Annotated in this window: 22 protein-coding genes; 7 read left to right on the top strand and 15 right to left on the bottom strand. The window is 47.3% G+C overall.

Annotated features, from left to right (window positions below):
• Positions 1-48: 48 nt before the first annotated feature.
• The 4 genes from P8H32_RS00425 to rpoE all read right to left on the bottom strand — a co-directional run bounded on the left by P8H32_RS00425 (position 49) and on the right by rpoE (position 2,924).
• Entirely contained in the window at positions 49-531 is a 483-nt protein-coding gene (locus tag P8H32_RS00425; protein WP_297291248.1) for a SoxR reducing system RseC family protein, read from the bottom strand.
• A 63-nt stretch (positions 532-594) separates the two neighbouring features.
• Positions 595-1,578 (bottom strand): MucB/RseB C-terminal domain-containing protein, encoded by a 984-nt coding sequence (locus tag P8H32_RS00420; RefSeq protein WP_301088175.1) that lies wholly within the window; start codon positions 1,576-1,578, stop codon positions 595-597.
• A gap of 44 nt (positions 1,579-1,622) precedes the next feature.
• Positions 1,623-2,258, bottom strand: coding sequence for a sigma-E factor negative regulatory protein (locus tag P8H32_RS00415; RefSeq protein WP_297291250.1), 636 nt, complete (start codon positions 2,256-2,258; stop codon positions 1,623-1,625).
• A 45-nt stretch (positions 2,259-2,303) separates the two neighbouring features.
• Positions 2,304-2,924, bottom strand: a complete 621-nt coding sequence (gene rpoE / locus P8H32_RS00410) for an RNA polymerase sigma factor RpoE (protein ID WP_301088174.1) — start codon at positions 2,922-2,924, stop codon at positions 2,304-2,306.
• Between the two features lie 326 nt (positions 2,925-3,250).
• Between rpoE and nadB the strand changes: the two genes are divergently transcribed.
• The gene (gene nadB / locus P8H32_RS00405) at positions 3,251-4,831 is read left to right on the top strand and encodes an L-aspartate oxidase (protein WP_301088173.1); all 1,581 of its coding nucleotides are present in this window, start codon (positions 3,251-3,253) and stop codon (positions 4,829-4,831) included.
• Here the strand turns inward: nadB and P8H32_RS00400 are convergent.
• Both P8H32_RS00400 and P8H32_RS00395 read right to left on the bottom strand, forming a co-directional pair.
• Complete coding sequence (locus tag P8H32_RS00400) at positions 4,821-5,255, bottom strand: protein YgfX (protein ID WP_297291253.1); 435 nt, start codon at positions 5,253-5,255, stop codon at positions 4,821-4,823. The genes nadB and P8H32_RS00400 overlap by 11 nt on opposite strands.
• A 95-nt stretch (positions 5,256-5,350) precedes the next feature.
• Positions 5,351-5,614 (bottom strand): succinate dehydrogenase assembly factor 2, encoded by a 264-nt coding sequence (locus tag P8H32_RS00395; RefSeq protein WP_297291254.1) that lies wholly within the window; start codon positions 5,612-5,614, stop codon positions 5,351-5,353.
• A gap of 151 nt (positions 5,615-5,765) precedes the next feature.
• On the opposite strand from P8H32_RS00395, the gene P8H32_RS00390 reads away from it, so the two are divergent.
• Together P8H32_RS00390 and P8H32_RS00385 are read left to right on the top strand one after the other, a co-directional pair.
• Positions 5,766-6,779, top strand: a complete 1,014-nt coding sequence (locus P8H32_RS00390) for a folate-binding protein YgfZ (protein ID WP_297291255.1) — start codon at positions 5,766-5,768, stop codon at positions 6,777-6,779.
• Between the two features lie 33 nt (positions 6,780-6,812).
• Positions 6,813-7,649 carry an HDOD domain-containing protein gene (locus tag P8H32_RS00385; protein ID WP_301088172.1) on the top strand — a complete coding sequence of 279 codons (837 nt, stop codon included), beginning with the start codon at positions 6,813-6,815 and terminating at the stop codon, positions 7,647-7,649.
• A 260-nt stretch (positions 7,650-7,909) separates the two neighbouring features.
• Here P8H32_RS00385 and ung read toward each other — a convergent pair whose 3' ends face one another.
• The 7 genes from ung to guaB form a co-directional block, all read right to left on the bottom strand.
• Positions 7,910-8,602 carry a uracil-DNA glycosylase gene (gene ung, locus P8H32_RS00380; RefSeq protein ID WP_301088171.1) on the bottom strand — a complete coding sequence of 231 codons (693 nt, stop codon included), beginning with the start codon at positions 8,600-8,602 and terminating at the stop codon, positions 7,910-7,912.
• A complete protein-coding gene (locus P8H32_RS00375) occupies positions 8,592-9,524 on the bottom strand; it encodes a DUF6279 family lipoprotein (protein WP_297293368.1) in 933 nt (310 codons plus the stop codon). Before P8H32_RS00375 ends, ung begins: the two co-directional genes overlap by 11 nt.
• Complete coding sequence (locus P8H32_RS00370; RefSeq protein WP_301088170.1) at positions 9,521-11,890, bottom strand: response regulator; 2,370 nt, start codon at positions 11,888-11,890, stop codon at positions 9,521-9,523. The genes P8H32_RS00375 and P8H32_RS00370 overlap by 4 nt, the downstream gene beginning before the upstream one ends.
• An 85-nt stretch (positions 11,891-11,975) precedes the next feature.
• A complete protein-coding gene (gene tadA / locus P8H32_RS00365; RefSeq protein ID WP_297293370.1) occupies positions 11,976-12,455 on the bottom strand; it encodes a tRNA adenosine(34) deaminase TadA in 480 nt (159 codons plus the stop codon).
• A gap of 66 nt (positions 12,456-12,521) precedes the next feature.
• Positions 12,522-13,559 (bottom strand): acyltransferase, encoded by a 1,038-nt coding sequence (locus P8H32_RS00360; protein ID WP_301088169.1) that lies wholly within the window; start codon positions 13,557-13,559, stop codon positions 12,522-12,524.
• Positions 13,560-13,660: 101 nt separating this feature from the next.
• Positions 13,661-15,238 carry a glutamine-hydrolyzing GMP synthase gene (gene guaA, locus P8H32_RS00355; RefSeq protein ID WP_301088168.1) on the bottom strand — a complete coding sequence of 526 codons (1,578 nt, stop codon included), beginning with the start codon at positions 15,236-15,238 and terminating at the stop codon, positions 13,661-13,663.
• Positions 15,239-15,263: 25 nt separating this feature from the next.
• Positions 15,264-16,733, bottom strand: coding sequence for an IMP dehydrogenase (gene guaB / locus P8H32_RS00350; RefSeq protein ID WP_297293093.1), 1,470 nt, complete (start codon positions 16,731-16,733; stop codon positions 15,264-15,266).
• Positions 16,734-17,036: 303 nt separating this feature from the next.
• Between guaB and xseA the strand changes: the two genes are divergently transcribed.
• Positions 17,037-18,386 carry an exodeoxyribonuclease VII large subunit gene (gene xseA, locus P8H32_RS00345; RefSeq protein WP_301088167.1) on the top strand — a complete coding sequence of 450 codons (1,350 nt, stop codon included), beginning with the start codon at positions 17,037-17,039 and terminating at the stop codon, positions 18,384-18,386.
• Positions 18,387-18,443: 57 nt separating this feature from the next.
• Here the strand turns inward: xseA and P8H32_RS00340 are convergent, their stop codons facing one another.
• Entirely contained in the window at positions 18,444-19,091 is a 648-nt protein-coding gene (locus P8H32_RS00340) for a Crp/Fnr family transcriptional regulator (protein ID WP_297293102.1), read from the bottom strand.
• Between the two features lie 246 nt (positions 19,092-19,337).
• Here P8H32_RS00340 and P8H32_RS00335 point away from each other — a divergent pair, with 246 nt between their 5' ends.
• From P8H32_RS00335 to P8H32_RS00325, 3 genes are all read left to right on the top strand, one after another.
• Positions 19,338-20,855 carry an adenylate/guanylate cyclase domain-containing response regulator gene (locus P8H32_RS00335; protein WP_301088166.1) on the top strand — a complete coding sequence of 506 codons (1,518 nt, stop codon included), beginning with the start codon at positions 19,338-19,340 and terminating at the stop codon, positions 20,853-20,855.
• A 2-nt stretch (positions 20,856-20,857) separates the two neighbouring features.
• Positions 20,858-21,211 carry a response regulator gene (locus P8H32_RS00330; protein WP_297293096.1) on the top strand — a complete coding sequence of 118 codons (354 nt, stop codon included), beginning with the start codon at positions 20,858-20,860 and terminating at the stop codon, positions 21,209-21,211.
• 77 nt (positions 21,212-21,288) lie between these two features.
• The gene (locus tag P8H32_RS00325) at positions 21,289-22,836 is read left to right on the top strand and encodes a HAMP domain-containing sensor histidine kinase (protein WP_297293097.1); all 1,548 of its coding nucleotides are present in this window, start codon (positions 21,289-21,291) and stop codon (positions 22,834-22,836) included.
• A gap of 48 nt (positions 22,837-22,884) precedes the next feature.
• Here P8H32_RS00325 and lysS read toward each other — a convergent pair whose 3' ends face one another.
• Positions 22,885-24,399 (bottom strand): lysine--tRNA ligase, encoded by a 1,515-nt coding sequence (gene lysS, locus P8H32_RS00320; protein ID WP_297293098.1) that lies wholly within the window; start codon positions 24,397-24,399, stop codon positions 22,885-22,887.
• Between the last annotated feature and the right edge of the window lie 3 nt (positions 24,400-24,402).

Genomic DNA, 24,402 nt, shown 5'->3' with positions numbered 1-24,402 from the left:
TGTAGAGTAAGGGAAATAGGGTGTCAATAAGCAAGCTAAAGGTTGAAATTAGGCGGGTTCTACCCAGTTTACCGAGGCAATACCTCCATTGTCTCTTTTCGGCAATACCACAGGCTGTAAATCCATATTGTTATGGTTGATGGCAGCATGGTATTTCACCACCCCCAAACCCACTATAAAACCGCCTACGGCCCCCAAAAACGCTGCAAGATCACCCTGCCATAGCTGTGAGGCTAGCAGTGTGCCCAGCAACAGGGTAATTAGCGGTAGCAAGTAAACCAGCATCGCGCCGGTCACTAATACCTGTTCAGGGATGCTGACTTCAACCTCATCATCAATGGCGAAGTTGCTGGCAGGCTGATCGCGCAATAATACCCGCATATGATTAAGACGCCCCGGAGCCACCTTATTCAGCATACCGTGACCACAGCCTTTCTGCGCCGAGCAACTATTGCAGGTGCTCTGCCTTATGGTTTCAACCCATAAACAGTCAGCTTCAATGGCAACGACTCGGCCAGTCTCTTTAATCATAAACAATGTGAAAATACGATGTGTGTAGGTCTAATCTTACCCGATTAAGGGCAGGATTATTAGCTAGCGACTCACTAAAACAATGGAGCGGGCTATTTGCTGGGCGGTTTTGGCGGGGATTTCACCCACAACGGTGACTCGATGAGGCTGACCGGAAAGTGCCAAAATTCTGGAATAAGCCGTGGTAGCGCCCTTTTGGGCACGGCCTTCAATGGCTTGTGACAACTTGACCTTACCGCTATCCCGCTCAAGAAAGACTGAAAAAACGGCCATGCCATCAGTAAAGGTAGCCATATCATCTTCGGCAACCGCCTCCTGATTGGCGACGGTAGAGGTAAAGCCCCCTGGCAGCCATTGCACCTTCCAACTCTGGCCCTTCCAGTTTTTGCCCTTCGCCGCAACCGATCGCATAGCAACAGCGGGAGCGTCATGGGAGGGATGATAGCTTTCTTCTGCGCCAGCAAAATGTTCTTTAGAAAGGTCAGGGCTGAAGCTAATTTCTACAAACTGAAACCGCTCTAACACTTTACCTTTGGGGCCGATTAATTCTGAGCGCAGTAATAAACCGGAGGCTTTATCGAGAGATAAACGGTAGCCAAAACGGTGAGTATCTTTGGGACTAATGGTGAGATTAATGGCTGAGCGCCCTGCCACCCTATCCATACCATCTACGGTAAAGCGGTAGTAGTCACCCAAACTGTTGGGGTCATCTGCGGTGCTTTTGAGGTTTTGCTGGTGTTGATAAAAACGAACTAACTGATGACCCGGGTGAACGCAGTCAAGGTTATGGCCGCGACGAATAATTTCGCGCTTGTCACCATCCATATATTCAAGGCGCTCATATTCTTCGCCATCGATAACAGTATGGGCAATTCGCAGTGATTCAATGGAATTCGCACGCTGGAAACTAAAAGTACCTTGATAGTTAAGTTCCCTAAAACTATGGGACATTTTATCCAGTAATAAACGCGGGTTAGACTCGGCGGCCAGACTTAAAGCCGGTGTTAGTAGCAACAGCAATAATGAAAGCCGAGAGAAGAATGACAAGCGGTTAATCCTATTTGAAAATAAACATTAAAAAATTAATATAGCTACTGTTCTTCAAAACTGGCAACACGGGCAAATGAAATCACGCCCTGACCATTATTCAACGCTGCACGCTCAGTGTGACGCAGAATATATTTATCCAATCGTTTTTGCGCTTCGAGATCCGCCGCTGCTTTGCTGGCTGCTGCATCACCGGGAAGCTCACTAGAGGATAAGCTAACAGCACCATTAGAGGAAGCCTGCATACTAGCTGCCTGCACTGGGTAAACACGACTTGAGGTGACGGGCTGGGAACCTACTGCAATAGAGTTACTATTAAGAGTGGGGTTAGATTGATCAACGGTTTGTACGCCGAATACAACAACCATTGCGACGGAAGCGGCTACGGCAAAACCCGCTGCGGGTTTCCACCAGGGGTTTGAGTTTTCTGATTGTTCAGGCATGGCTGTCGTTGTTTCAGTTTCTTCAGCAATCGCTATTGAGATCTGTTGTGAGATATCCAGATGACGAAATTCAGCGTCTTGCCCAGGGTTTTGCAAAGTATCGCGAACCAGATGATAGCGGGACCAACTGCCACTCACCTTGCCTGTATTCTCAGCAGCTAGTAGCCGGCGAAGTTCCAGGTCATCAGCTTCCCCATCCATTAATGCGGAAACTGATTCTCGTAGATGCTCACTCATTGTCTTTCCTCAATCTTTCTAACGGTTTTAATCAGTGCTAAATATTTAACTTTTGACCAGTGATAAATGCTCACCGGCCTCATCATTACCAAAAAGCTGGCTCTGTACCTGTTTATCAATCGCTTCACGGGCGCGAAATATTCTTGACCGCACCGTGCCTACAGGGCACTCCATCACATCGGCAATATCTTCATAGCTCAGACCATCGAATTCGCGTAAAGTTACCGCAGCTCGCAAGTCTTCTGGCAGGGCTTTCATCGCTTTTTCTACCACGGCTTTTAGCTCTTCGCCGTAGAGTGAGTTTTCAGGGTTTTCTATATCCCGAAGTGATGAAGCCGTCTCGTAATATTCCGCATCTTCCACGGCGACATCGGTCGCAGGAGGACGGCGATTTCTGGCCACCAGATAATTTTTTGCCGTATTGATAGCAATACGGTAGAGCCAAGTGTAAAAGGCACTATCACCACGAAACTTGGGCAGCGCTCTAAAGGCTTTGATAAAGGCCTCCTGGGCGACATCTTTAATCTCATCGTGGTCGCGAATATAACGCGAGATAAGACCAAAGATTTTGTGCTGATATTTCAGCACCAATAAATCAAAGGCCCGGTTGTCACCCTTTTGCACGCGCTCGACCAACTGTTGGTCTGATTGCTGTGAAGTTGCCATTACCCCCTCCGATGCCCTGCGGGGTTCTGGCTTAGGGTTGGTGTTAGCAACCGGCGTTTTTTGCACATATTGTCTGTTAAGTAATCCCATATAAGATAGACCATCGCTTTTAGTTGAACTGATTGCAGCTGCAGCGCTTGTTTTGGTTTTTCTTTCATTGGTTCTGTCTTGTTGGAATCTATGAGTATGTGTTGAGGAATAAGTTCAGCTAAGTATCAGATTACCTTCAAAAAAAACGTATCTGATTGCCACAAACTGGCGCTGGAGGTTTATACTACCCGCTTTTTAGGGTCTTCGCTTAATATTAAGCCAATTTTTAGTCGACTATGAACAAACACTTCCAACACGATGTCCTGGTGATCGGTAGCGGTGCTGCCGGGCTAACACTGGCCCTTCAGCTGCCCAAGCACTTACAGGTGGCTGTTATCTGCAAAAGCGAGCTTAATGAAGGCTCTACCTTCTATGCCCAGGGTGGTATTGCCGCAGTATTGGATAACCGCGACAGTGTAGATTCCCATGTCAGTGATACATTGAGCGCTGGTGCCAATTTATGCCATAGCGATGCGGTGAAATTTACCGTTGAAAACAGCCGCGATACGATTAAATGGTTGGTTGACCAAGGCGTACAGTTCAGCCGTAATACCGATCAGCAACAATCCTTTCATCTTACCAAAGAAGGCGGCCACAGCCAGCGACGTATTATTCATGCCGCCGATGCTACCGGCAGAGCTGTGTCAGAAACCCTTGGCCAGCGCGCTATGGAAGCTCCTAATATTCATATCTATAACCAGCGCGTGGCGATCAATCTGATTATGAATAGGGATCGCTGCCAGGGTGCTTATGTGCTTAACCGTGAAAGCGATCATGTGGATGTGTTTCAGGCTAAGTTTGTTGCGCTAGCGACCGGTGGCGCGAGCAAGGCCTATCTCTATACCAGCAACCCGGACGGCGCTAGCGGTGACGGTATTGCCATGGCTTGGCGTGCAGGTTGTCGTGTGGCGAATATGGAATTTAATCAATTCCACCCGACTTGCCTTTATCACTCGCAGGCCAAATCGTTTTTAATCACGGAAGCCATTCGCGGCGAAGGTGGTAAATTGTTATTACCTAACGGCGAGCGGTTTATGGAACGCTTTGATAAGCGCGGTGAATTAGCCCCGCGGGATATTGTTGCCCGCGCGATTGACCATGAGATGAAGCGCTTGGGCAGTGACTGCGTCTATTTGGATATCAGCCATAAATCCCCTGAATTTTTATTGCATCATTTCCCAACGGTTAAGGCCCGCTGTTTAGAATTGGGCATCGACATTACCCGCGATCCTATTCCTGTCGTCCCTGCTGCCCACTACACCTGCGGCGGCGTTGTGGTTGATAGTCGAGGTCGTACTGATGTTGCCAACTTATATGCGATTGGTGAAACCTCTTTTACCGGTTTGCACGGTGCCAACCGTATGGCCAGTAACTCGTTACTGGAGTGTATGGTCTACGGCCAATCAGCCGCCACGGATATTGCCGAGCAACATGCCACCGCGCCAGAGCCAACTACGGCTGCAGCCTGGGATGAATCGCAAGTGACCGACTCCGATGAAGATGTAGTGATCTCTCACAACTGGGATGAGGTCCGCCGTTTTATGTGGGACTATGTCGGTATTGTTCGTACCGATAAACGCCTGCAGCGGGCCCTGCGCAGAGCCAAACTTCTGCAAAAAGAAATTAATGAGTATTACCGTAATTACAAAGTTTCTAACGATTTAATTGAGCTGCGTAATTTGGCGATGGTGGCCGAGTTAATTATTCGCTGTGCCATCGACCGCAAAGAAAGCCGTGGGCTACACTACACACTGGATTACCCACAAGCCCTTAATGAAGCCAGGGACACGATTCTTGATCCGGCGATCAAGGAATAAGGCCATTATAAACGGGCCGATGTTTAAGCATCACCCGCAACCGGCGCAGTTGTTGCGGGCTGGTGCTATCGGCTAGTAAGACCAAAGAACAACAGCGACCTTCTCCACGAAAATTTAACACGACCATTCGTCGCCATACTGTTGCCGACTTTAATTGAGCTCGCTCTGGGCCCCGGACTCGATGTAACAACCAAAGCTGATGGCTATATTCAAGGCCATTAATCCAGGCCGGATGTCGCTGAGAGCAATATCTCCAAAGACTATACAAACCATGCGCCACCATAGCGACAGAGATCAACACCATTGATACACCTGATAAGGCCAGATAATGCAACGATAGCAATAACAGGAGATGCAAGACTATCAGATAGCTTGCGATCCATTTAGAAGGGGTAATAGATAAAGTAAAAGCAGGTGTTTTCATAAGGCATTCCTTTGCCAACTACCATTCAGTCATTCCCGCGAAGGCGGGGATCCAGACTGCAGGCTACTAGATCCCCGCCTTCGCGGGAATGACTCTCAGTTGCTGGACTTTGAGCGAGAGTACTCAATGATTTGCTCAACAATCGCAGCCTGCTCTGGATTTTCTGGTTCACCATGCCCCAGAAACCAGGCAAACAAGTCATTGTCTTCACATTCCAATAAATCGATAAAACGCTGCTGGTTGACATCATCCAGTGATTTAAAGCAGTTCTCCACAAAGGGTACCATTATCAAGTCGAGCTCTAACATGCCTCGACGGCTTGCCCATAGCAGGCGATTGTAGTCACTATCAGAAATCATCAACGCGGGTTTTCCTTGATTGGTTTTAGCTGGCAGGCATTATAGCGAGATTAATCCGCTCACGATACGCGAAACTGCATAGCAATAGCTGACAGTTGCAAAACAAAGACATACTATAGCGGCTCACTTTTAATCCTTCGGTAATGCAGCAATGAGCGACCATCCCAACAGCCCTCTCCACCCTGCATTTGCAGCGCTTAGTGTCCCTATCAATGACAACGGGACATCAGCAGCCAACAACTTTATCGCTCCGCTCAGTCACTACGGTTTTTTAGCGATAGCTGGGGCGGACGCCGCTAAATTCCTGCAGGGCCAGACCACTTGTGATGTTAGCAAGGTAGATGCAGCCCTTAGCTGTGCCGGTGCCTATACCACGCCCAAAGGTCGAATGATTAGCAGCTTTCAACTGACTCAAAGCGATGCCGAAACTTACCTGCTAAGAATGCGCGCCGATATTGTTGAATCTACCAAGGCTGTATTTGGCAAATATATCGTCTTCTCTAAAGCCGAACAACAGAACGCCAGCGAAGACTATATCGCTATTGGCCTTTGTGGCGATCAGGCTAAAGCAGCTGTTAGCAACGCCTTTGCCGCCTGCCCCTGTGACGTTCACCAGGTCGTTAATCATCAAGGTAACCTGGCACTGCAAATCGATGAAGACGGAAAACTCTTTGAATGCTGGATTAAAACCTCGGAACTGGCAGTATTTTGGCCGCGGTTAAGCCAGGGGCTGGAACTGCAAAGCTCACGCCACTGGGAATTAAAGCTTATCCACCTGGGCCTTGCTGAAGTCAGCGCCAATACCGTCGATCGTTTTATCCCGCAAATGCTGAATTACCAAATCACCGGCGCGGTTAACTTTACCAAGGGCTGTTATACCGGCCAGGAAGTGGTTGCTCGTATGCAGTACAAGGGCAAACTCAAACGCCCGATGTACCGGATTAAGGTAGCAGCACAGGATTTAACTCCGGGTACTGATCTTTACAGTACCGGTGAGCAGAGCGTTGGTAATATCGTTAATAGCGTCAATCTGGATAACACACATAGTGAAGCACTGGCTGTCATCACCAGCAAAGAAGTCGAGCAAGGAACTGTGGTGGTCGGCACAGATCGCGCAACTATTGAGGTACTCTCGCTACCTTATGCTATAACTAATAATGATTAGATAGCGCCCTGCCCCAATCTACAAGGACCCAGAATGGACGAACTTATTCTCCCGATCAAAGATGACATTATCAAAGCCATTGAAAACGACCAATTGGTTTTGCCCACCCTGCCGGAAGTGGCGCTGCAAGTCAGGGAAGCAGCGGTGAATGAGGATATCGACATTCAAAAATTATCCCGGGTTATTACCAATGATCCCGCCTTGTCGGCCCGCATTATCAAAGTAGCCAATAGCCCATTGTTGCGCGCCAGCCGGGAAATTGAAGATTTAAAAATGGCAGTGAGCAGACTGGGTATTGATTACACCGCCAACCTGGCCACCGGACTGGCAATGGAGCAAATGTTTCAGGCCACCTCGGATATTATTGATAAAAAAATGCGTGATGTCTGGTCTCGCAGCACAGAAGTGGCAGGCATCAGCCATGTACTTTGCCGCCACTTCACCAAGCTGAAGCCCGATCAGGCTACTCTGGCAGGACTGGTCCACAAGATAGGCGCACTGCCTATCCTGACTTACGCCGAAGACAACCGTAAGCTCCTTAAAGATATCCCGATGCTGGATAAGCTAATTGAAATGGCTAACCCGGAAATTGGCCGTAAAATCCTTGAAACCTGGGACTTCCCGGATTTGTTAAAGCGGGTACCTGAAGAACATATACAGTTTGACCGGGAAGTAGATACCGTGGACTATGCCGATGTGGTGCTGGTTGCTAATTTGCAAAGTTATATTGGCACTGACCACCCTTTAACTCATATGGACTGGAGTGCGATCAGCGCCTTTGACCGGTTGGGCTTATCCCACGAGGTGAATTCTCATGAGGTTGAGGATTTATCTGAGGAAATGAAAGCGGCTATGGCGCTGTTGCAATAAACTAACCGTCATTCCGCTAAAAAAATGTCATTCCGCTAAAAAAACGTCATTCCACTAAAAAAACGTCATTCCACTAAAAAAATGTCATTCCACTAAAAAAATGTCATTCCCGCGAAGGCGGGAATCCACACTGCATGCTTATGCTGTTATTTCCGCCAAAGCGGAAATCAACAGCGCTGGATTCCCGCCTTCGCGGGAATGACGTTAGTCATTTTCGTCGAAGCCTGCCCTCGAGTGCTTTTGTCGGGGGCGGGAGACAGTTAGTTTATTGACCAATCAATGCCCTGTTGCCCCGCATCAGCTAAATAAGCATTCACCTGCGAAAAATGACCACACCCCAAAAAGCCTCGGTGCGCAGACAACGGCGAAGGGTGCGGCGCTTTCAGCACCAAATGCTTATTGCTATCAATTAACTGCCCCTTTTTCTGGGCATAGCTGCCCCACAACAAAAATACCAAACCTTCCCGCTGATTATTGAGCTCGGCAATAGCACGGTCCGTAAACTGCTCCCAGCCCTTATTTTGGTGTGCACCGGCGCTGGCCTGCTCTACCGTTAGCGTCGCATTAAGTAACAGCACTCCCTGCTCAGCCCAGCACTGTAAACAACCATGAGCGGGGATTGGCAGTCCCAAATCGCTATTAATCTCTTTATAAATATTTAACAAAGAAGGCGGGATACGCACACCCGGCAATACCGAAAAACACAAGCCATGGGCCTGCCCCGGGCCGTGATAAGGGTCCTGGCCCAACACCACTACCTTTACCTTATCGAAGGGCGTGGTGTTGAACGCATTAAACCAATCCTTACAAGCCGGGTAGATCACCTTACCCGCTTGTTTTTCTGCCTTTAGAAAACTTTTCAGGGCCTGCATATAGGGCCGCTCGAACTCATCCCCCATCACCTTTAGCCATGAGGAGCCCATCTTAATATTGGGTGAATTATTACTCGTCATTGTCCTTGTTTTCCGCTTCGTATGGGTTATAGCCCGGCTGCTGATTAACCTCGGCAGCCAATTCATCAAAAACCTGTGCCCACTGATCCATTTCCTTATTGAGCCTGGCCCATTGTTTTTCAGTTAATGTAGGCTGCAAAGCCAATACCAGATTAACGCCATTAGTCATATTCGCTTCCGTTAAACGGACATATTCCTCATCCCATAATTTCTGCGGGTCGACAAATAAACGGTTAATTCGGTCAGGAAAATCTGGCTTATCCCTGGCATCCAGGGCCGCGACAAACTGATTGGCCCAGCGTTTTCGGCTTTCAATCCAGGCAGCGGTGGAATTCGCTAAATTATCATTCCAGTTTTGAATAGCCTGCTCCTGCTGCTCATTTAAACGGCCGATAAGACCGCGCATAAACTTCTCAACACCCTCGATGCGGTCTTTGCTTATCGTCTTCCGATTAATGGGCAAATACTTCTTTTCTATTTTTTCAGTAACCTTGCTTAATTCCTTTTCTATACCTCGAACCTGCCTGTCACTTAAGGTTGACATCAAGGCAATAACATCAGGCTCCAGCCGCCGCTGCAAATCAGTCCAAAGTGCCGTCATCTCTTCAAGGTGTTGGCGCAGTATGGCTTCGCTTAGAGGTTGCTGTAAATCAGCCTGGGTTTGCCTGATTAAACGGCTATAGTCTGGTAGTTGAGTTTGTTGATGCCATAGCAAAATAGCTTCAAGGCGCTGGTCAAACTCAACTTGCTGATTTCGATCCCAGTCGACATAGTCGTCCACCGACCAGGCAATCACCCAGTCGAGAAAGTGGTAAGATATTTTCGCGGTACACGAGGATAAGAAAAAGGTTGCCACCAGCACCAGTAATACTGAACGCCATCTTGAGAACCCGATGGTTTGTGACAAACGCTGTAAAGTCATTGTTTCTCATTCTGGGTGAAGTGGATAATTACTGGTTCCAGGTCCCCCACTCTAACCGGCTTGGTAATAAAACCATCCATGCCGACATCGGCGCAGACCCGGGCCTCGCCTTCAAGGGCATTGGCTGTTAGGGCGACAATGGGGGTATGTCTCTCACCATTCTCAATACGGCGAATTTCCTCTGTTGCCTGATAACCATCAAGCACTGGCATATGGCAGTCCATAAAAATCATATCATAGCGCTGTTGACCCCACATGCGGACAGCTTCGCTACCATTTTCGGCGATATCAACATCGCAACCCAGCTTTTCCAACATGCGCACCGCTACTTTCTGGTTAACAATATTATCTTCAGCCAACAGGATGCGAACCCGTTCATCAGTGACGGTAATTTTGTTCTCTTTGTGGCCGGCGTAGGTAAAGGTAAAGGGGGTAATAAATTCTTCAGCCCCTGAGGTAGATTGCTGATTGACCTGCATTAGCGCCCTGCGTAAATGACTTTCTTTTACCGGCCTGGATAAATAGCCATTAAAACCAGCCTCTTCTACAATACGCCCCTTGCCGCCAAGCGGGCCGATGGCAATTAACAGCAGAGACGTCTGCTTGAATGATTCGTGTTCGCGAATTTTCCGGGCCATATTCAGGCTATTGAGCAACTCCATTACCTCATCGGCAATCACGGTATTAAAAGGCTTGCCACTGCTATGAGCTTGTTGCAGAGCCTCCATCGCCTGCTCGGCACCTTCAACCACTTGGGTGTGCATACCCCAGCGCTGGCACCATTCGGCGGTTAATTGATGGCGCCCGGTGATATCACCCACAATCAGGATATTCTGGCCAGCGGTATGCTCCAGTGCCGCTGTTTCGATAGCGGGCTCGGGCACCGTCTCCAATTCCAGCAGCAAGGTAAATACCGACCCTTCTCCCTCCCGGCTAACAACCTCGACCTTACCATTCATCAATTTTGCCAACAGCATACTGATACTTAAGCCAAGCCCGGTGCCACCATATTTACGGGTGGTTGAACTATCAGCCTGGGAAAACTCCTCAAACAGATGCTCCAGGTTAGTAGAGGAAATACCAATGCCGGTATCTTCAACCGCAAAGCGAAACAACTGATTGCCATTGGCCAAAGGCGTTGCAGACACATCAATCATCACCCCACCTACCGCAGTAAACTTAACGGCATTACTGATAAAATTCATAATCACCTGGCGAATTCTACCGGGGTCGCCCTTGACGTTTTCGTGAAGATCTTTGGCGAGACGCAGTTGCAGGTAAATATTCTTTTCCGCAGCTTTTAACCTCATCACCTCGGCCAGATCTTCAAAGGCGGTTCTCAGGTTAAAAGGAATGTACTCAAGGCCCATCTTACCTGCCTCAATTTTTGAGAAGTCGAGGATATCGTTAATAATGCCCAGCAACGCATCGGCTGAGCTTTGAATCGAATCGATACTGTCTTGCTGTTCTTCATCAAGGTCACTGCCAGCCACCAGGGATGCCATACCAATCACCCCATTTAAGGGCGTTCTTATTTCATGGCTCATGGCTGCCAGAAACTGGGACTTGGAACGGACGGCGGCTTCCGCCTGGTCTTTGGCAATGGTGAGCTCAGCGGTGCGCTCAATAACGCGCTGCTCCAGCAGATCCCTGGTGTTTGCCAATTCTCTATCGCGGTCTTGCACCTGCTGCAGCATCGTATTCACTGCAGTGGTCAACTGGCCAATATCATCATTGCTGATCACTGGTGCCCGGACGCTATAATCACCGTAATCGGAAACATGCTGGGCGGTGCTTGATAGCGCCTGAATCGGCTCGGTAATACTGCGCTGCACCCGGTGAGCCAGGAATACTGCCAATAGCATCGCTAAAAGCCCCACCCCCAAATCCATAAACAGCTCTTGCAAAAGCGCTTCATAGGCTTCAGACATATCGTAGCGTAGAAAGATGGTGCCAATATTGTCGCCATCCAGAATGATGGCCTGGTATAGATCCACATAACCAGCATTAAAAGTATAGCCTTCTTCGGCTACAGCAGGGATAGCCAGATCCTCGGAACCCACATAGCTGGCAAACAAGCTACCGGTGCCAGTGTAAATGGCTGCAGCCATAATACCCGAGACGACTTCCAGTGATTTTAAGGATTGGCGAGCACTCAATGGTTCATCAAAGACGATGGCTGCAGTATTGTTACTGCCGATAACGCTGGCATGGCTATCCATTAAAGACACCGCTTTGCTGCGGCTTTCCTGGAAATCAGTCACCATCTCCGTTGCCGTCACAACGATAACGGCAATGCCCGTGGTCAGTAAAATCAGCTGGTTAAGCTTGGCGGCTACGGTAAGTTGGCTTCCCCAAATCTTCATTTATTGTTATACCCCATTAACCTGGCGCCCCTGATCTGCCAAGCCAGACTTAAATTAGTAAAAACAGTTATAGATTCCCCGTAAACTAACTATTCTTTTTCTCTGCTTTTTGCTGCTGCCGGCGTCGCTGGAAAAACTCAGACATAAGCGCCGAACACTCCTCAGCGAGTACGCCGCCTACGGTCTCTAGACGATGATTGAGGTAAGTCGTATTAAGCAAACAGCCATTACTCTCAACCACACCGGACTTAGGCTCTGTAGCCCCATAGACCAAGCGACTAATACGAGAGTGGTTTAAGGCCCCGGCACACATAGTACAAGGCTCGATAGTGACATAGAGAGTGGCATCAGTCAGGCGATAATTAGCAAGGTTGGCGGCCGCATTACGCAGGGCAACGATTTCGGCATGGGCAGTGGGGTCGTTGCTCAGTATGGGCTGGTTCCAACCTTCGCCAACAACCTGGTCATTAACAACGACCACCGCACCCACAGGTACCTCACCGTGTTCAGCGGCAACGGCGGCAAGCGCCAGGGCTTTTTGCATATGGTCTTGGTCTGTGGGCATATTGCTAAGCTATCACCTATTCCTACTCAGTAGCAACGTTGATTATTTCCTATTACACTTATCAAGCTAAGCACCAACAAAGTAACGCGAATTTCTGCCCAGTACCCTTCTGGCAACTACACCTAAAAGCAGTGATACGAAGAAGACACACCCAAAATTGAGTGATACCTCGATAAAGTTATGAGACTCAATATCAAACAAAGAATTAGATAACAATATAACCCAGCCATGTATAAAGAAAACTGGAAAACTATAATCTGCAATAAGGCTTAGAAAACTAATTCTTTGATTTGCATAGTTATACATGAGAGCAATGATTAAGAATATCATAATAGACTTTTGAAGAACCATTAAATCAACCCCCTCATAACTAAATGGATTTATTTTATTAGCGTTTCCAATCTGCCCAAAATTTAACATTAGCAAAAGAGAAAGCAGCCATAAAAAAAACAGAACAACTTTGTACTTAGTTAAGAAATAAATAAATTTGGTTTCATTAAGAGAGTAAATTATTCCGAGAAAGTAAAACGGAGCGAAGTATAAAACTGAATGGATTGGATTAATGCCATATATAGGACGCCAAAAAAATGATGCGCACACAAGCAAAATACTTGTTATCCATATTTGATAAGACGGCTTAAGCTTTATAAATGAATAAAAAATCGGAGTTAATAAAAAAATGATAAGTATAAAAGGGATGTACCAATAAGCAGCGAGGTGTCTTCCAGTGAGAAAATTAAGCAGAACCACTTCGGACATCGAATATTCTTCAAATGTATGATGTGTAGGCACATTCCCAGTAACTACCCAAAACAGAAACATATATAAAAAGGACATAACAATGAAGGGCACGCCGACAGCAACAAACTTCTTCCTAATAAAATCTTTATAGACGATACCTCTTCTATAAAAAACTCGATGTAAAAAAAAGCCGGATATAAATACAAACAATATAGTTCCGCCATCTATAGCATTACTTATTAATTTTTCATAAGACAAGTTTCTGTCCCAGCCATAGTAACAATGCGCAAAAACAATTAATAAAATTGCTAAGGCTCTAAAGTTTTCAAAATAATATAATCTTGGATGGGACAATTTATTCATATTCAAGCTACCTATCAAAAAAAAGCCAACAGCATCAACTGTTGGCCTCCTGTGCTTACAACCAATAATATCAATAAAATCAATAAGTTAGTGTTTTTTAACTATTCCCACTCTATAGTGGCCGGCGGCTTGCTGGAAACATCATAAGTCACCCGTGAAACACCGGAGATTTCATTAATAATTCTATTAGACACTTTCTCTAATAACTCATAGGGCAAGTGCGCCCAGCGAGCGGTCATAAAGTCGATAGTTTCTACTGCGCGAAGAGCAATAACATATTCATAGCGGCGAGCATCTCCTACTACACCTACTGACTTAACCGGTAAGAACACAGCAAAGGATTGACTGGTTTTATGGTACCAATCGGCATTATGTAGTTCTTCTAAAAAGATGGCATCGGCTTCACGTAAGATTTCGGCGTATTGTTTTTTCACTTCACCAAGAATACGGACGCCCAAACCTGGGCCGGGGAAAGGATGGCGGTAAACCATATCGTATGGCAGACCTAGTTCCAGACCGATTTTACGCACTTCATCTTTGAATAGTTCGCGCAGTGGCTCGACTAATTCAAATTGCATATCTTCCGGTAAACCACCTACATTATGGTGGGATGTAATCACATGGGCCTTACCGGTTTTTGACGCGGCAGACTCAATAACATCAGGATAAATCGTACCCTGCGCCAACCATTTTACGTTTTGGATTTTTGAAGCTTCTGTATCAAAAATATCAATAAAGGTATTACCAATAATTTTGCGTTTTTTCTCAGGGTCAGATTCACCAGCCAGTTTGCCCAAAAATTCAGCCTCGGCATCGGCGCGGATGACTTTTACACCCATATTTTTGGCGAACATATCCATCACCTGATCGCCTTCGTTTTTACGGAGTAAACCGTTATCGACAAACACACAGGTAAGTTGGTCACCGATAGCGCGGTGCAATAATGCCGCTACTACTGAAGAATCCACACCGCCCGACAACCCCAACAGGACTTTATCAGTACCTACCGTTTTCTTAACAGTGGCAATCGCATCTTCAACAATATGCGCAGGCGTCCACAAGGCATCACAAGCACAAAGCTCTAATATAAAGTGCTCAAATATTCTCTGCCCCTGCAAGGTATGAGTCACTTCCGGGTGAAACTGGATACCGTAAAAGTTTTTCTCTGGTTGGTACATACCGGCAATAGGACATGAAGGTGTAGAGGCCATCAATTGAAAACCTTCAGGCATTTCACTGACTTTATCGCCGTGGCTCATCCAAACATCTAATAGACTGGAACCGTCGTCGGCCACATGATCTTTAATATCGTGAAACAAAGCCGAATCGCCGTGGGCGGTTATTTGTGCATAGCCAAACTCTCGCAAGTTAGAGGTTTCTACTTTACCTCCTAACTGCTCCGCCATGGTTTGCATACCGTAGCAAATACCCAGTACTGGAATACCCAGCTCAAAGACAATCTGCGGCGCACGGGGAGACTCACCCTCAGTCACAGACTCAGGGCCACCGGCAAGAATAATACCTTGGGGGTTAAAGGCTTTGATTTCTTCGGCATCCATATCAAAGGCACGAATTTCTGAAAAGACGCCAACCTCACGCACTCTACGAGCAATTAGCTGAGTGTACTGGGAACCGAAATCTAAAATTAGAATTCGTTGAGCGTGAATATCAACCGACATAAAGAGTTCTCAAATTGTAGAGCGATTAAGCACGTGGGTAGTTGGGCGCTTCTTTAGTGATACTGACATCGTGGACATGGCTTTCATTCATCCCCGCTGAAGTCACCTTCACAAACTGTGGTTGGGTACGCATGGTGGCCATATCGATACTACCGGTATACCCCATAGCAGAGCGCAAGCCGCCCAACATTTGGTGAATAATGGCAGCCAGTGGCCCTTTGTAAGGAACGCGGCCTTCAATACCTTCAGGTACCAGTTTCTCAACACCGGCATCCGCACTTTGGAAGTATCGGTCACTGGAACCCTGGGTTTGGGCCATGGCCCCTAAAGAACCCATACCGCGATAAGACTTATAGGTACGACCTTGATAAAGCTCGACTTCACCGGGGGCTTCTTCAGTACCGGCAAACATGCTGCCCATCATAATGGCACTGGCACCTGCCACTACAGCCTTGGAAATATCGCCCGAAAAGCGAATACCGCCATCGGCAATCACAGGGACATCGGTACCTTTTAAAGCGGCTGCTACGTTGCCAATGGCAGAAATTTGCGGCACACCAATACCGGTAACAATACGGGTAGTACAAATAGAACCTGGGCCAATACCCACCTTAACGGCATCCGCACCGGCTTCAACTAAAGCCAGAGCAGCTTCGGCAGTGGCGATATTGCCACCAATGACCTGAATATCCGGATAAGCTTGCTTAATCAAACGGACACGCTCAATCACATTTTTTGAGTGGCCGTGGGCGGTATCAACCACTAACACATCTACCCCGGCATCAATCAAAGCAGCAACGCGGTCGTCGGTATCGGCACTGGTACCAACAGAGGCACCGACTAATAACTGGCCGGAAGAATCTTTACAGGCATTGGGGTAGGTCTGGGCTTTGTTGATATCTTTTACGGTAATCATGCCGCAAAGATCGAAATCATCATTAACCACCAATACTTTTTCGATGCGGTTTTTATGCAATAGCTCTTTGACGGACACAAGATCTGCGCCCTCTTTCACAGTGACCAGGTCTTCTTTACGGGTCATTATGTTGGAAACCGGGTCATCCATATGGGTTTCAAAGCGCACATCACGACTGGTAACAATACCGACCAGGTCGTCGCCATCTAACACGGGCAGGCCAGAGATATTGTACTCTTCGCGTATTTCAAACAAACGCAGGATAGGCTCCGAAGCCTGAATGGTGATCGGGTCTTTAACCACACCGCTTTCATGCTTTTTAACGGCGCGAACCTGATAGGCTTGCTGCTCGATGGTCATGCTTTTGTGGATAATTCCGATACCGCCTTCCTGGGCAATCGCTATTGCCAGGCGAGACTCGGTCACGGTATCCATAGCGGCAGACACCAGCGGGATATTGAGCTGAATACCTCGGGTGAGTTGGGTTTTGAGATCGGCATCCTTGGCGGTTATTTCAGAATAACCGGGCAATAGGAGTACATCGTCAAATGTAAGGGCTTCTTCGGCAATTCGCAGCATAAGTTTTTCCTGTGTAAAACAATCATCAGAAGAAGGGATGATTGTGTAGCCAGTGGGACCCAAGCCTTACAAGACCATTCACCATAAACAAAAGTGACGGTAAAACCCTGCAAGACTTAAAACCGCGCATTTTAAGCTATTGTTTTTATTCCGTAAATCAATAACTGCAATTAACTGACTTATTCTGTCATTCCCGCGAAGGCGGGAATCTACAGTGCTGGATTCCCGCCTTCGCGGGAATGACAGTGGGGGATGGGGAGGAATTTATTCTATCTAGAGCCACTTTGCCCTACACTAGCGCTCATGCCGAGCAGCCCAACCCCAAAAAAACGCGAGACTTTATCCGTCAGCCAACTCAACCGTCAGGCCAAGCGCCTGCTTGAGGGTAATTTCCCCTCGGTATGGGTTGAAGGTGAGATTTCCAACCTCTCTCGCCCCTCCTCCGGCCATTGGTACTTCTCACTGAAAGATAATAGCGCCCAGGTTCGCTGTGCGATGTTCCGTAGCAGCAATGCCAGGCTCCGCTTCCAGGCTGAAGCCGGACAGCAGGTAATGGCCAGAGCCAAGCTGAGTCTTTATGAGGCTCGAGGCGATTATCAACTGATTGTTGAGCATATGGAGCCTGCCGGTGATGGTGCTTTGGCCAGAGCTTTTGAGGAGCTAAAAAACAAGCTTCAGGCTGAAGGTCTATTCGATAGCGACATCAAGCAAGCTATCCCAGATCACCCCAAGAGTATCGCTGTGGTGACATCCGCCACCGGGGCTGCTATCAGGGATATTCTTACCGTTCTGGCCAGGCGTTTCCCCAGCATTAAAGTCTCTATCTTCCCCACTGCCGTGCAGGGTCAAAATGCGGCTCCTGAGATTGCTCGCGCTATTAATACCGCCAATGCCCTCCACAAATCAGGCAAGCGTGAGTTCGACGTGATATTGGCCGGTCGCGGTGGCGGCTCGATGGAAGACCTCTGGGCCTTTAATGAAGAGATAGTTGCACGAGCGATTTACCAGAGTGATTTACCCGTCATTAGCGCGGTTGGACATGAAGTGGATTTCACCATTGCAGATTTTGTGGCTGACCTTCGTGCCCCTACCCCATCAGCCGCCGCTGAACTGATCAGCCCCGATGGTCAGGAAATGATGGCCAGCTTTATGGGTTTTGAACAATTGCTTACCCGCCAGATGCTGCTGACTTTAGAAACCAATAAGCAACAGCTAAGTTTCTTACAATCTCGTCTGCGTCACCCCGGCAGTCGTTTGCAGGAACATAGCCAGAGACTTGATGAGCTGGAAATGCGGCTAATGAATGGCTGGAAAAATCAATCGCAAAAACAGCAATTAGGCTTGCAGGTGTTAGCTTCTCGACTGCAACAGCAAACCCCTGACCATAAAATCAAACAACTTAAGTTGTCTTCCGCTGGTTTGTATCAACGCCTGGAAAAACAAGTACAGCGTTTATTGGAACAGCAGCAACTGCGCCTTAAAAATGCGATGCAGTTATTGGATGCGGTTAGTCCTTTGGCCACGCTGGACAGAGGTTATGCGATTGTTAGTGATGATGAGGGGCAGGTCATTACCGACGCTGAAGAGCTATCAAGCGGGCAAACTATCAATACTCGATTTGCCAAAGGGTCGATAAAAAGCCGCGTTAATTAGCGCCACATTATGGATGTGCCGCTTTATCCCTTTAAAGACCTTTAGCCAATAAAGGGATTAATAATTCTCAGGCAACTTACCATTCAGAATAATATTCCGACCTTCAAAACTAATATACTCACCTATGGTCAAGTCCTTAAGAATACGAGCTACCATCTCACGGGAAGCACCTACCCTATCGGCAATATCCTGCTGGGTTAGCTTCTCAGGGATAATCGCCGAACCATCTTCACGCTCAGTGGATAAAGTGGTCAACACATTGGTCACGCGACCGTAAACATCCTGCAGGGCCAACGCTTTAACATCTTTGGTTAACTTACGAACGCGGCGAGTCAAGTTACGAATTAACGTCTTGGCAATATTCGGCTGTTGCTCTAACACCTGGTTAAAGTCTTCTTTATAGATAATACAAAAGCTGGACTTCTCCATAGTACGCACAGAGGCTGAACGTTTATCGTCATCCAACAAGGCCAGTTCGCCAAAATAATCTTCAGCGGTCAAGGTATTCATAATAAATTCCTTGCCGTTTTTATCGCTGCAGTAAACTTTTACCCGCCCTGACTCAATAATATACAGCGAATCAGCATGATCATTTTCATTGATAATGACCGTGTTTTTAGGGTAGCTACGCGCCACACTGCTTGCTGAAAGTGCTTCCAATTCCTGCAGGGAAAGCCCATCAAAGATTTCTACTTTATCGAGTATCATAGTTTTGCCATCTATAGGTAATTATTGTCAGACATCAAAGTTATAGCACCATCATTATCATTAACGCCCTTTCGGCCAGCCTGGTATCCAGTCGGCGGTAAAAGACTCACTGCGGGTAAGATGGGTCTACCTCAGCAATTAGTCATGGAATATAGCACAGGAATGGTAATATTCCAGTTGACAAGCCAACAATTTCCCTATGCCTGATATATACTTAGGCCACACAAATAACAAAGTACTGCAATGGAAAATATAACCACCATTCTCAAGGCTCATAGTTGGATACCGCTGTCACGTCAGCTGGTAACAGAGATTCATGGCCTGGAAAAACTCTGCAGCGACCAACGACCAGACCTGGCCAGCGATGTTGGGAAATTACAAGCCGTTAGCCATAAACTGGATGAGTTCACCCAGGCCGTGCTGGCCGGTGAAATAGTGAGTTATAGTACAATCTGGCACGACCTTAGAAATCTGGTTGGCACCATTATGGGGTATTGCGAATTGATGGAAGAAGAGCTGGAAGCCAATCGCCTCCCCCTCCACCAATCACTGGCCCAACTGCATGAACTCTGCCAACAACTGCTAGACAAAGATGAAGATATCGCCGATATCAGCACCGCCGAATACCTGCCAACTAACAAAGTCACCGGTACCATCCTGATTGTTGACGACCAGGCCGAAAGCCGTGAAATTTTGCGCCGCTACCTGGAACAGGGGCAACACAATGTGCTGGAGGCCAATGGCGGCCAACAAATGTTTGAAATTTTAGCCAGCAATGATGTTGACCTGATCCTGCTGGATTTAATACTCCCGGAAATGCATGGCGACGAACTTTTACAACAACTCAAGCTGGATGTGCACCTACGGGCCATTCCGGTGATTGTGGTATCCGGTAACAAAGACAGAGAGCGGGTTATTTTATGTATAGAAGCTGGCGCTGAAGACTATCTGTTTAAACCGTTTAACCATGTTCTATTGCAGGCCAGAATCAGCGCCGGTGTAGATCGCAAGCGCTTGCACAATAAAGAACAACTCTACCGGGATGAACTGGAACGCAACCAACGTTTTATTCGTAGCGTGTTTGGTCGCTACCTGTCGGAAGAGATCGTCTCTACCCTGCTGGAAGACCCGGATGGCCTTGACCTCGGCGGCGTGCAGCGTAAAGTTAGCGTGCTGATGGCAGATATACGAGGCTTTACCACCATCTCAGAACAACTGCCTCCACAGCGCGTTGTGCGCCTGTTAAATAATTACCTGGGCACCATGAGTGAAATTATCATGAAGTACAACGGCACCGTTGATGAATTTATTGGTGATGCCATTCTCGCCATCTTCGGTGCACCAATTACCCGCGAAGATGATAGCGACCGGGCCATTCGCTGCGCCCTGGAAATGCAGGCCGCCATGGACGAAATTAATGAACGCAACAAACGTGAAGATCTGCCGGAAATTTCCATGGGCATTAGCATCAATACCGGCCCAGTGGTTGCCGGTAATATCGGCTCAGAGAAACGCGCAAAATATGGCGTCGTTGGCCACACCGTTAATCAAACAGCTCGCATTGAAGAGCGCTGTGAAGCCGGTTGTATATTACTGTCTGAGGCCACCGTGGATGATTGCGAGGCAGTGCTGTCCATTGGCGAAAGCCGCTCCATACAAGCCAAGGGCATTCTAAAAGAAATTAATGTCTTTGAATTGAAAGGCATTGCACCGCAAGCCAATGGCACCACAGAGTCTAATAAAGAAGTAGTGAAGGAATAGCTATGGCCACGATTTTATTAGTTGAAGACAATGAGATGAACCGCGATATGTTATCGCGCCGACTCAAGCGCAGAGATTACACTGTACTGACTGCCGACAATGGTGGCTCTGCGGTTGAGAAAGCCATCAAAGAACAGCCCGACCTGATTCTGATGGATATGGAACTACCAGTAAAAGACGGTTGGACCGCCAGCCGGGAAATCAAACAACAGCAGAACACCCCCATTATCGCCCTCACCGCCCATGCGCTCTCCGGCGATAAAGAAAAAGCCATGGCAGCAGGCTGCGATGATTACGCCACCAAACCTATCGACTTCCCGGGCCTAATCACCATTATTGAAAAATACCTTACTTAACTAACCGTCATTCCCGCGAAGGCGGGAATCCAGACTTCCGCGTTAGCGGAAGAAACGAATTAAAAAAGTAAATATCCATGAGCTTACGCGAACGACTAACAATCTCCATTATCATTATATTGATTTTATTCTCTATCAATGTAGGCACCGACTCATGGAGTAATAGCACCCGTAACGCCAGCCTAATTCAATTGCGCCAAGCAGTAACCGGACAACTACAGGCCTCCGCCGTCAAGCAAAACCTCGATGACCTGCATAAAGCGATTTTATTATTAAGCTCATTGCGCACCACCCTCAACGAAAAACTAACCCCGCAAGAAACCGCCCAGGCCCTTAACGAGATTGCTGCACTACAGACTGAAATGCAACAACTTGGGCTTACTACCCAAGACCGCACCTCAAGCCCCTATAAAGTACTCAATGGCAGCTTTCTTGAACTGGCCCCGCTATGGAAAAACTTTTACCAAAACTATAACGATGATAATTACAACCACTATGAAGATAGCGACTACCTTGAACTGGTTTTTAAACAAGTTATAAACGACCTTGAATATCTCGAGAAAAAACAGATTCAAGTCGCCGATCGACAAGCCGTTGAAATTGAAAAGATAGAATCGCTAACCAACAATATCACTTTCACCGTTTTCTTTGCCTCGATTATTCTCACTATTGGTCTGGGATTTTTCCTCATTCGCTATACCGGCAACGCCTTTAAGCAACTTAAAAAGGGCACCATTATTATTGGCGGTGGCAACCTCGACTATCGTATACCAATAAAAAACCGCGACGAAGTGGGCGAAGTGGCAGAGGCCTTTAACGCCATGTCGGCAAAACTGCAAAATGCCATAGCAGAAGTTCACCAGGCAAAAGAAAATGCAGACCAGGCCAACCGCGCAAAAAGTAGTTTTTTAGCTAATATGAGCCACGAACTGCGCACACCGCTCAACGCTATTATTGGTTATAGTGAAATGATGCTGGAAGATATTGAGTTGGAAGATATCAGTATTGAAGACCAAAGCGAGGATCTGAAAAAAGTCCTTTCCGCTGGCCGACACTTGTTAAATCAAATCAATGATGTGCTGGATTTCTCAAAAATTGAAACCGGAAAAATGACGATCTACAACGAAGACTTTGATAGTGCGACGGTTTTAAATGAAGTGATTTCGACCATTTCACCACTGGCCCAAAAAGGCAACAATAACATCTCCTTTGATAGTAATAGCAAGCTGCCCTTACTCCATAATGACGTCACCAAATTCCGCCAAATATTTTTTAACCTGCTGAGTAATTCCTGCAAATTTACCCAGGATGGCCATATCAGCCTGAGCGCTGAATATGACACGACCTGCCAACCGGCTGTTGTGCGCTTTTGCGTTTCCGACAATGGCATCGGCATGACTAAAGACCAGGCCAAAATCGTATTTGATGCCTTTACCCAAGCCGACTCATCCACCACCCGCAGGTTTGGCGGCACCGGTCTGGGCCTGGCCTTATGCAAGCAGTACTGCGATTTAATGGGGGCAACGATTAATGTAATTAGCTCGATTAAGACCGGTACTAAGTTTACCATCGAGTTTGTGGATAACCCGGCCAGCAACGAGCCTGCGCTGAATGAGCAACCGTAACCTATCATCATTGCCGCGAAGGCGGGAATGACGATAGGTGGCAAGTGGTTAAACTTGCGGACGCATATGCGGGAATAACAATACGTCGCGTATCGAAGGTGAATCCGTAAACAACATCACCAAACGGTCAATACCAATACCTTCACCGGCTGTTGGTGGCAATCCATACTCTAACGCCGCCACATAGTCAGCATCATAGTGCATCGCCTCATCATCACCGGCATCTTTCTCCGCCACCTGCGCCTGGAAACGCTCGGCCTGGTCTTCCGCATCATTAAGCTCAGAGAAACCGTTAGCAATTTCACGACCACCCACAAAGAACTCAAAACGATCGGTGACAAAAGGATTGTTATCACTGCGACGGGCCAAAGGCGACACCTCCGTAGGATATTCCGTGATAAAGGTCGGCTGATCCAAACGGTCTTCTACGGTCTTTTCAAAGATTTCAATCTGCACTTTGCCCAAGCCATAAATATCCTTCATGGGGATATGCAAGTCTTCGGCAACTTTACGTGCGCTTTCCAGCGTATTGATATCTTCCGGCTTTAGCTCAGGATTAAAGTGCAGAATCGAATCAAACACTGAAATACGCTGGAACGGCTTGGATAAATCATATTCTTTGGTTTCAACGACTTCACCGTTTTCGTCTTTCGTGGTGTTGGTCAGGGTGGTGGTACCCAAAACGCTTTGCGCCATTTTGCGTAGCATATCCTCAGTCAGATCCATCAGGTCATTGTAATCGGCATAGGACTGATAGAATTCCAGCATGGTAAATTCCGGATTATGACGTGTGGATAAACCTTCGTTACGGAAGTTACGGTTAATTTCATAAACCCGTTCAAAACCACCCACAACCAGGCGCTTCAAATAAAGCTCCGGTGCGATACGCAAATACATATCCATATCCAGGGAGTTATGATGAGTTACAAACGGACGCGCCGTTGCACCGCCGGGAATCACTTGCATCATCGGCGTTTCAACTTCCATAAAATTAGCGCTGTCCAAATAGTTACGCATAAAGCTAACCATCTTCGAGCGAATCTGGAAAATATTGCGCGATTCTTCGCTAACCATTAAGTCGATATAACGCTGGCGATAACGAATTTCCTGATCTTGCAAACCGTGAAATTTATCCGGCAATGGACGCAGGGACTTGGTTAATAACTCAACCTTTTCCATGTAGACATAGAGGTCGCCCTTGCCTGATTTATGCACCGGCCCTTCACAACCAATAATATCGCCAATATCCCAGGTTTTAATTTCTGGTAGCTGCTCTTCGGGCAATTTCTTTTTATCGACATAGGCCTGAATTCGACCACTCATATCCTGCAACACTAAAAACGGGCCACGCTTGGCCATAATCCGGCCCGCTACAGAAGCACGACGATCTAACTGCTCCAGAGTTTCTTTATCCTTATCACCTAACTCTTCCTGTAAGTCCTGCGCATAAGCATCGCGACGAAAGCTATTAGGAAAAGCATTACGCTGCTCGCGAATAGCACTTAATTTGGCGCGGCGCTCTGCAATCAGTTTATTTTCGTCTGTAACGTTGTCTTGTGACATGTT

The organism is Oceanicoccus sp. (genome assembly GCF_029238675.1).
In the GTDB taxonomy this organism is placed as follows: domain Bacteria; phylum Pseudomonadota; class Gammaproteobacteria; order Pseudomonadales; family Dasaniaceae; genus Oceanicoccus.
Note: the sequence above shows the minus strand (reverse complement) of the source record. Positions and strands in the feature narration are given on the sequence as shown.

Bases quoted from the DNA above. Each gene is read 5' to 3' on its own strand.
- P8H32_RS00425 (WP_297291248.1), bottom strand. From the start codon at position 531: ATGATTAAAGAGACTGGCCGAGTCGTTGCCATTGAAGCTGACTGTTTA.
- P8H32_RS00415 (WP_297291250.1), bottom strand. From the start codon at position 2,258: ATGAGTGAGCATCTACGAGAATCAGTTTCCGCATTAATGGATGGGGAA.
- rpoE (WP_301088174.1), bottom strand. From the start codon at position 2,924: ATGGCAACTTCACAGCAATCAGACCAACAGTTGGTCGAGCGCGTGCAA.
- nadB (WP_301088173.1), top strand. From the start codon at position 3,251: ATGAACAAACACTTCCAACACGATGTCCTGGTGATCGGTAGCGGTGCT.
- P8H32_RS00400 (WP_297291253.1), bottom strand. From the start codon at position 5,255: ATGAAAACACCTGCTTTTACTTTATCTATTACCCCTTCTAAATGGATC.
- P8H32_RS00395 (WP_297291254.1), bottom strand. From the start codon at position 5,614: ATGATTTCTGATAGTGACTACAATCGCCTGCTATGGGCAAGCCGTCGA.
- P8H32_RS00390 (WP_297291255.1), top strand. From the start codon at position 5,766: ATGAGCGACCATCCCAACAGCCCTCTCCACCCTGCATTTGCAGCGCTT.
- P8H32_RS00385 (WP_301088172.1), top strand. From the start codon at position 6,813: ATGGACGAACTTATTCTCCCGATCAAAGATGACATTATCAAAGCCATT.
- ung (WP_301088171.1), bottom strand. From the start codon at position 8,602: ATGACGAGTAATAATTCACCCAATATTAAGATGGGCTCCTCATGGCTA.
- P8H32_RS00375 (WP_297293368.1), bottom strand. From the start codon at position 9,524: ATGACTTTACAGCGTTTGTCACAAACCATCGGGTTCTCAAGATGGCGT.
- P8H32_RS00370 (WP_301088170.1), bottom strand. From the start codon at position 11,890: ATGAAGATTTGGGGAAGCCAACTTACCGTAGCCGCCAAGCTTAACCAG.
- tadA (WP_297293370.1), bottom strand. From the start codon at position 12,455: ATGCCCACAGACCAAGACCATATGCAAAAAGCCCTGGCGCTTGCCGCC.
- P8H32_RS00360 (WP_301088169.1), bottom strand. From the start codon at position 13,559: ATGAATAAATTGTCCCATCCAAGATTATATTATTTTGAAAACTTTAGA.
- guaA (WP_301088168.1), bottom strand. From the start codon at position 15,238: ATGTCGGTTGATATTCACGCTCAACGAATTCTAATTTTAGATTTCGGT.
- guaB (WP_297293093.1), bottom strand. From the start codon at position 16,733: ATGCTGCGAATTGCCGAAGAAGCCCTTACATTTGACGATGTACTCCTA.
- xseA (WP_301088167.1), top strand. From the start codon at position 17,037: ATGCCGAGCAGCCCAACCCCAAAAAAACGCGAGACTTTATCCGTCAGC.
- P8H32_RS00335 (WP_301088166.1), top strand. From the start codon at position 19,338: ATGGAAAATATAACCACCATTCTCAAGGCTCATAGTTGGATACCGCTG.
- P8H32_RS00330 (WP_297293096.1), top strand. From the start codon at position 20,858: ATGGCCACGATTTTATTAGTTGAAGACAATGAGATGAACCGCGATATG.
- P8H32_RS00325 (WP_297293097.1), top strand. From the start codon at position 21,289: ATGAGCTTACGCGAACGACTAACAATCTCCATTATCATTATATTGATT.
- lysS (WP_297293098.1), bottom strand. From the start codon at position 24,399: ATGTCACAAGACAACGTTACAGACGAAAATAAACTGATTGCAGAGCGC.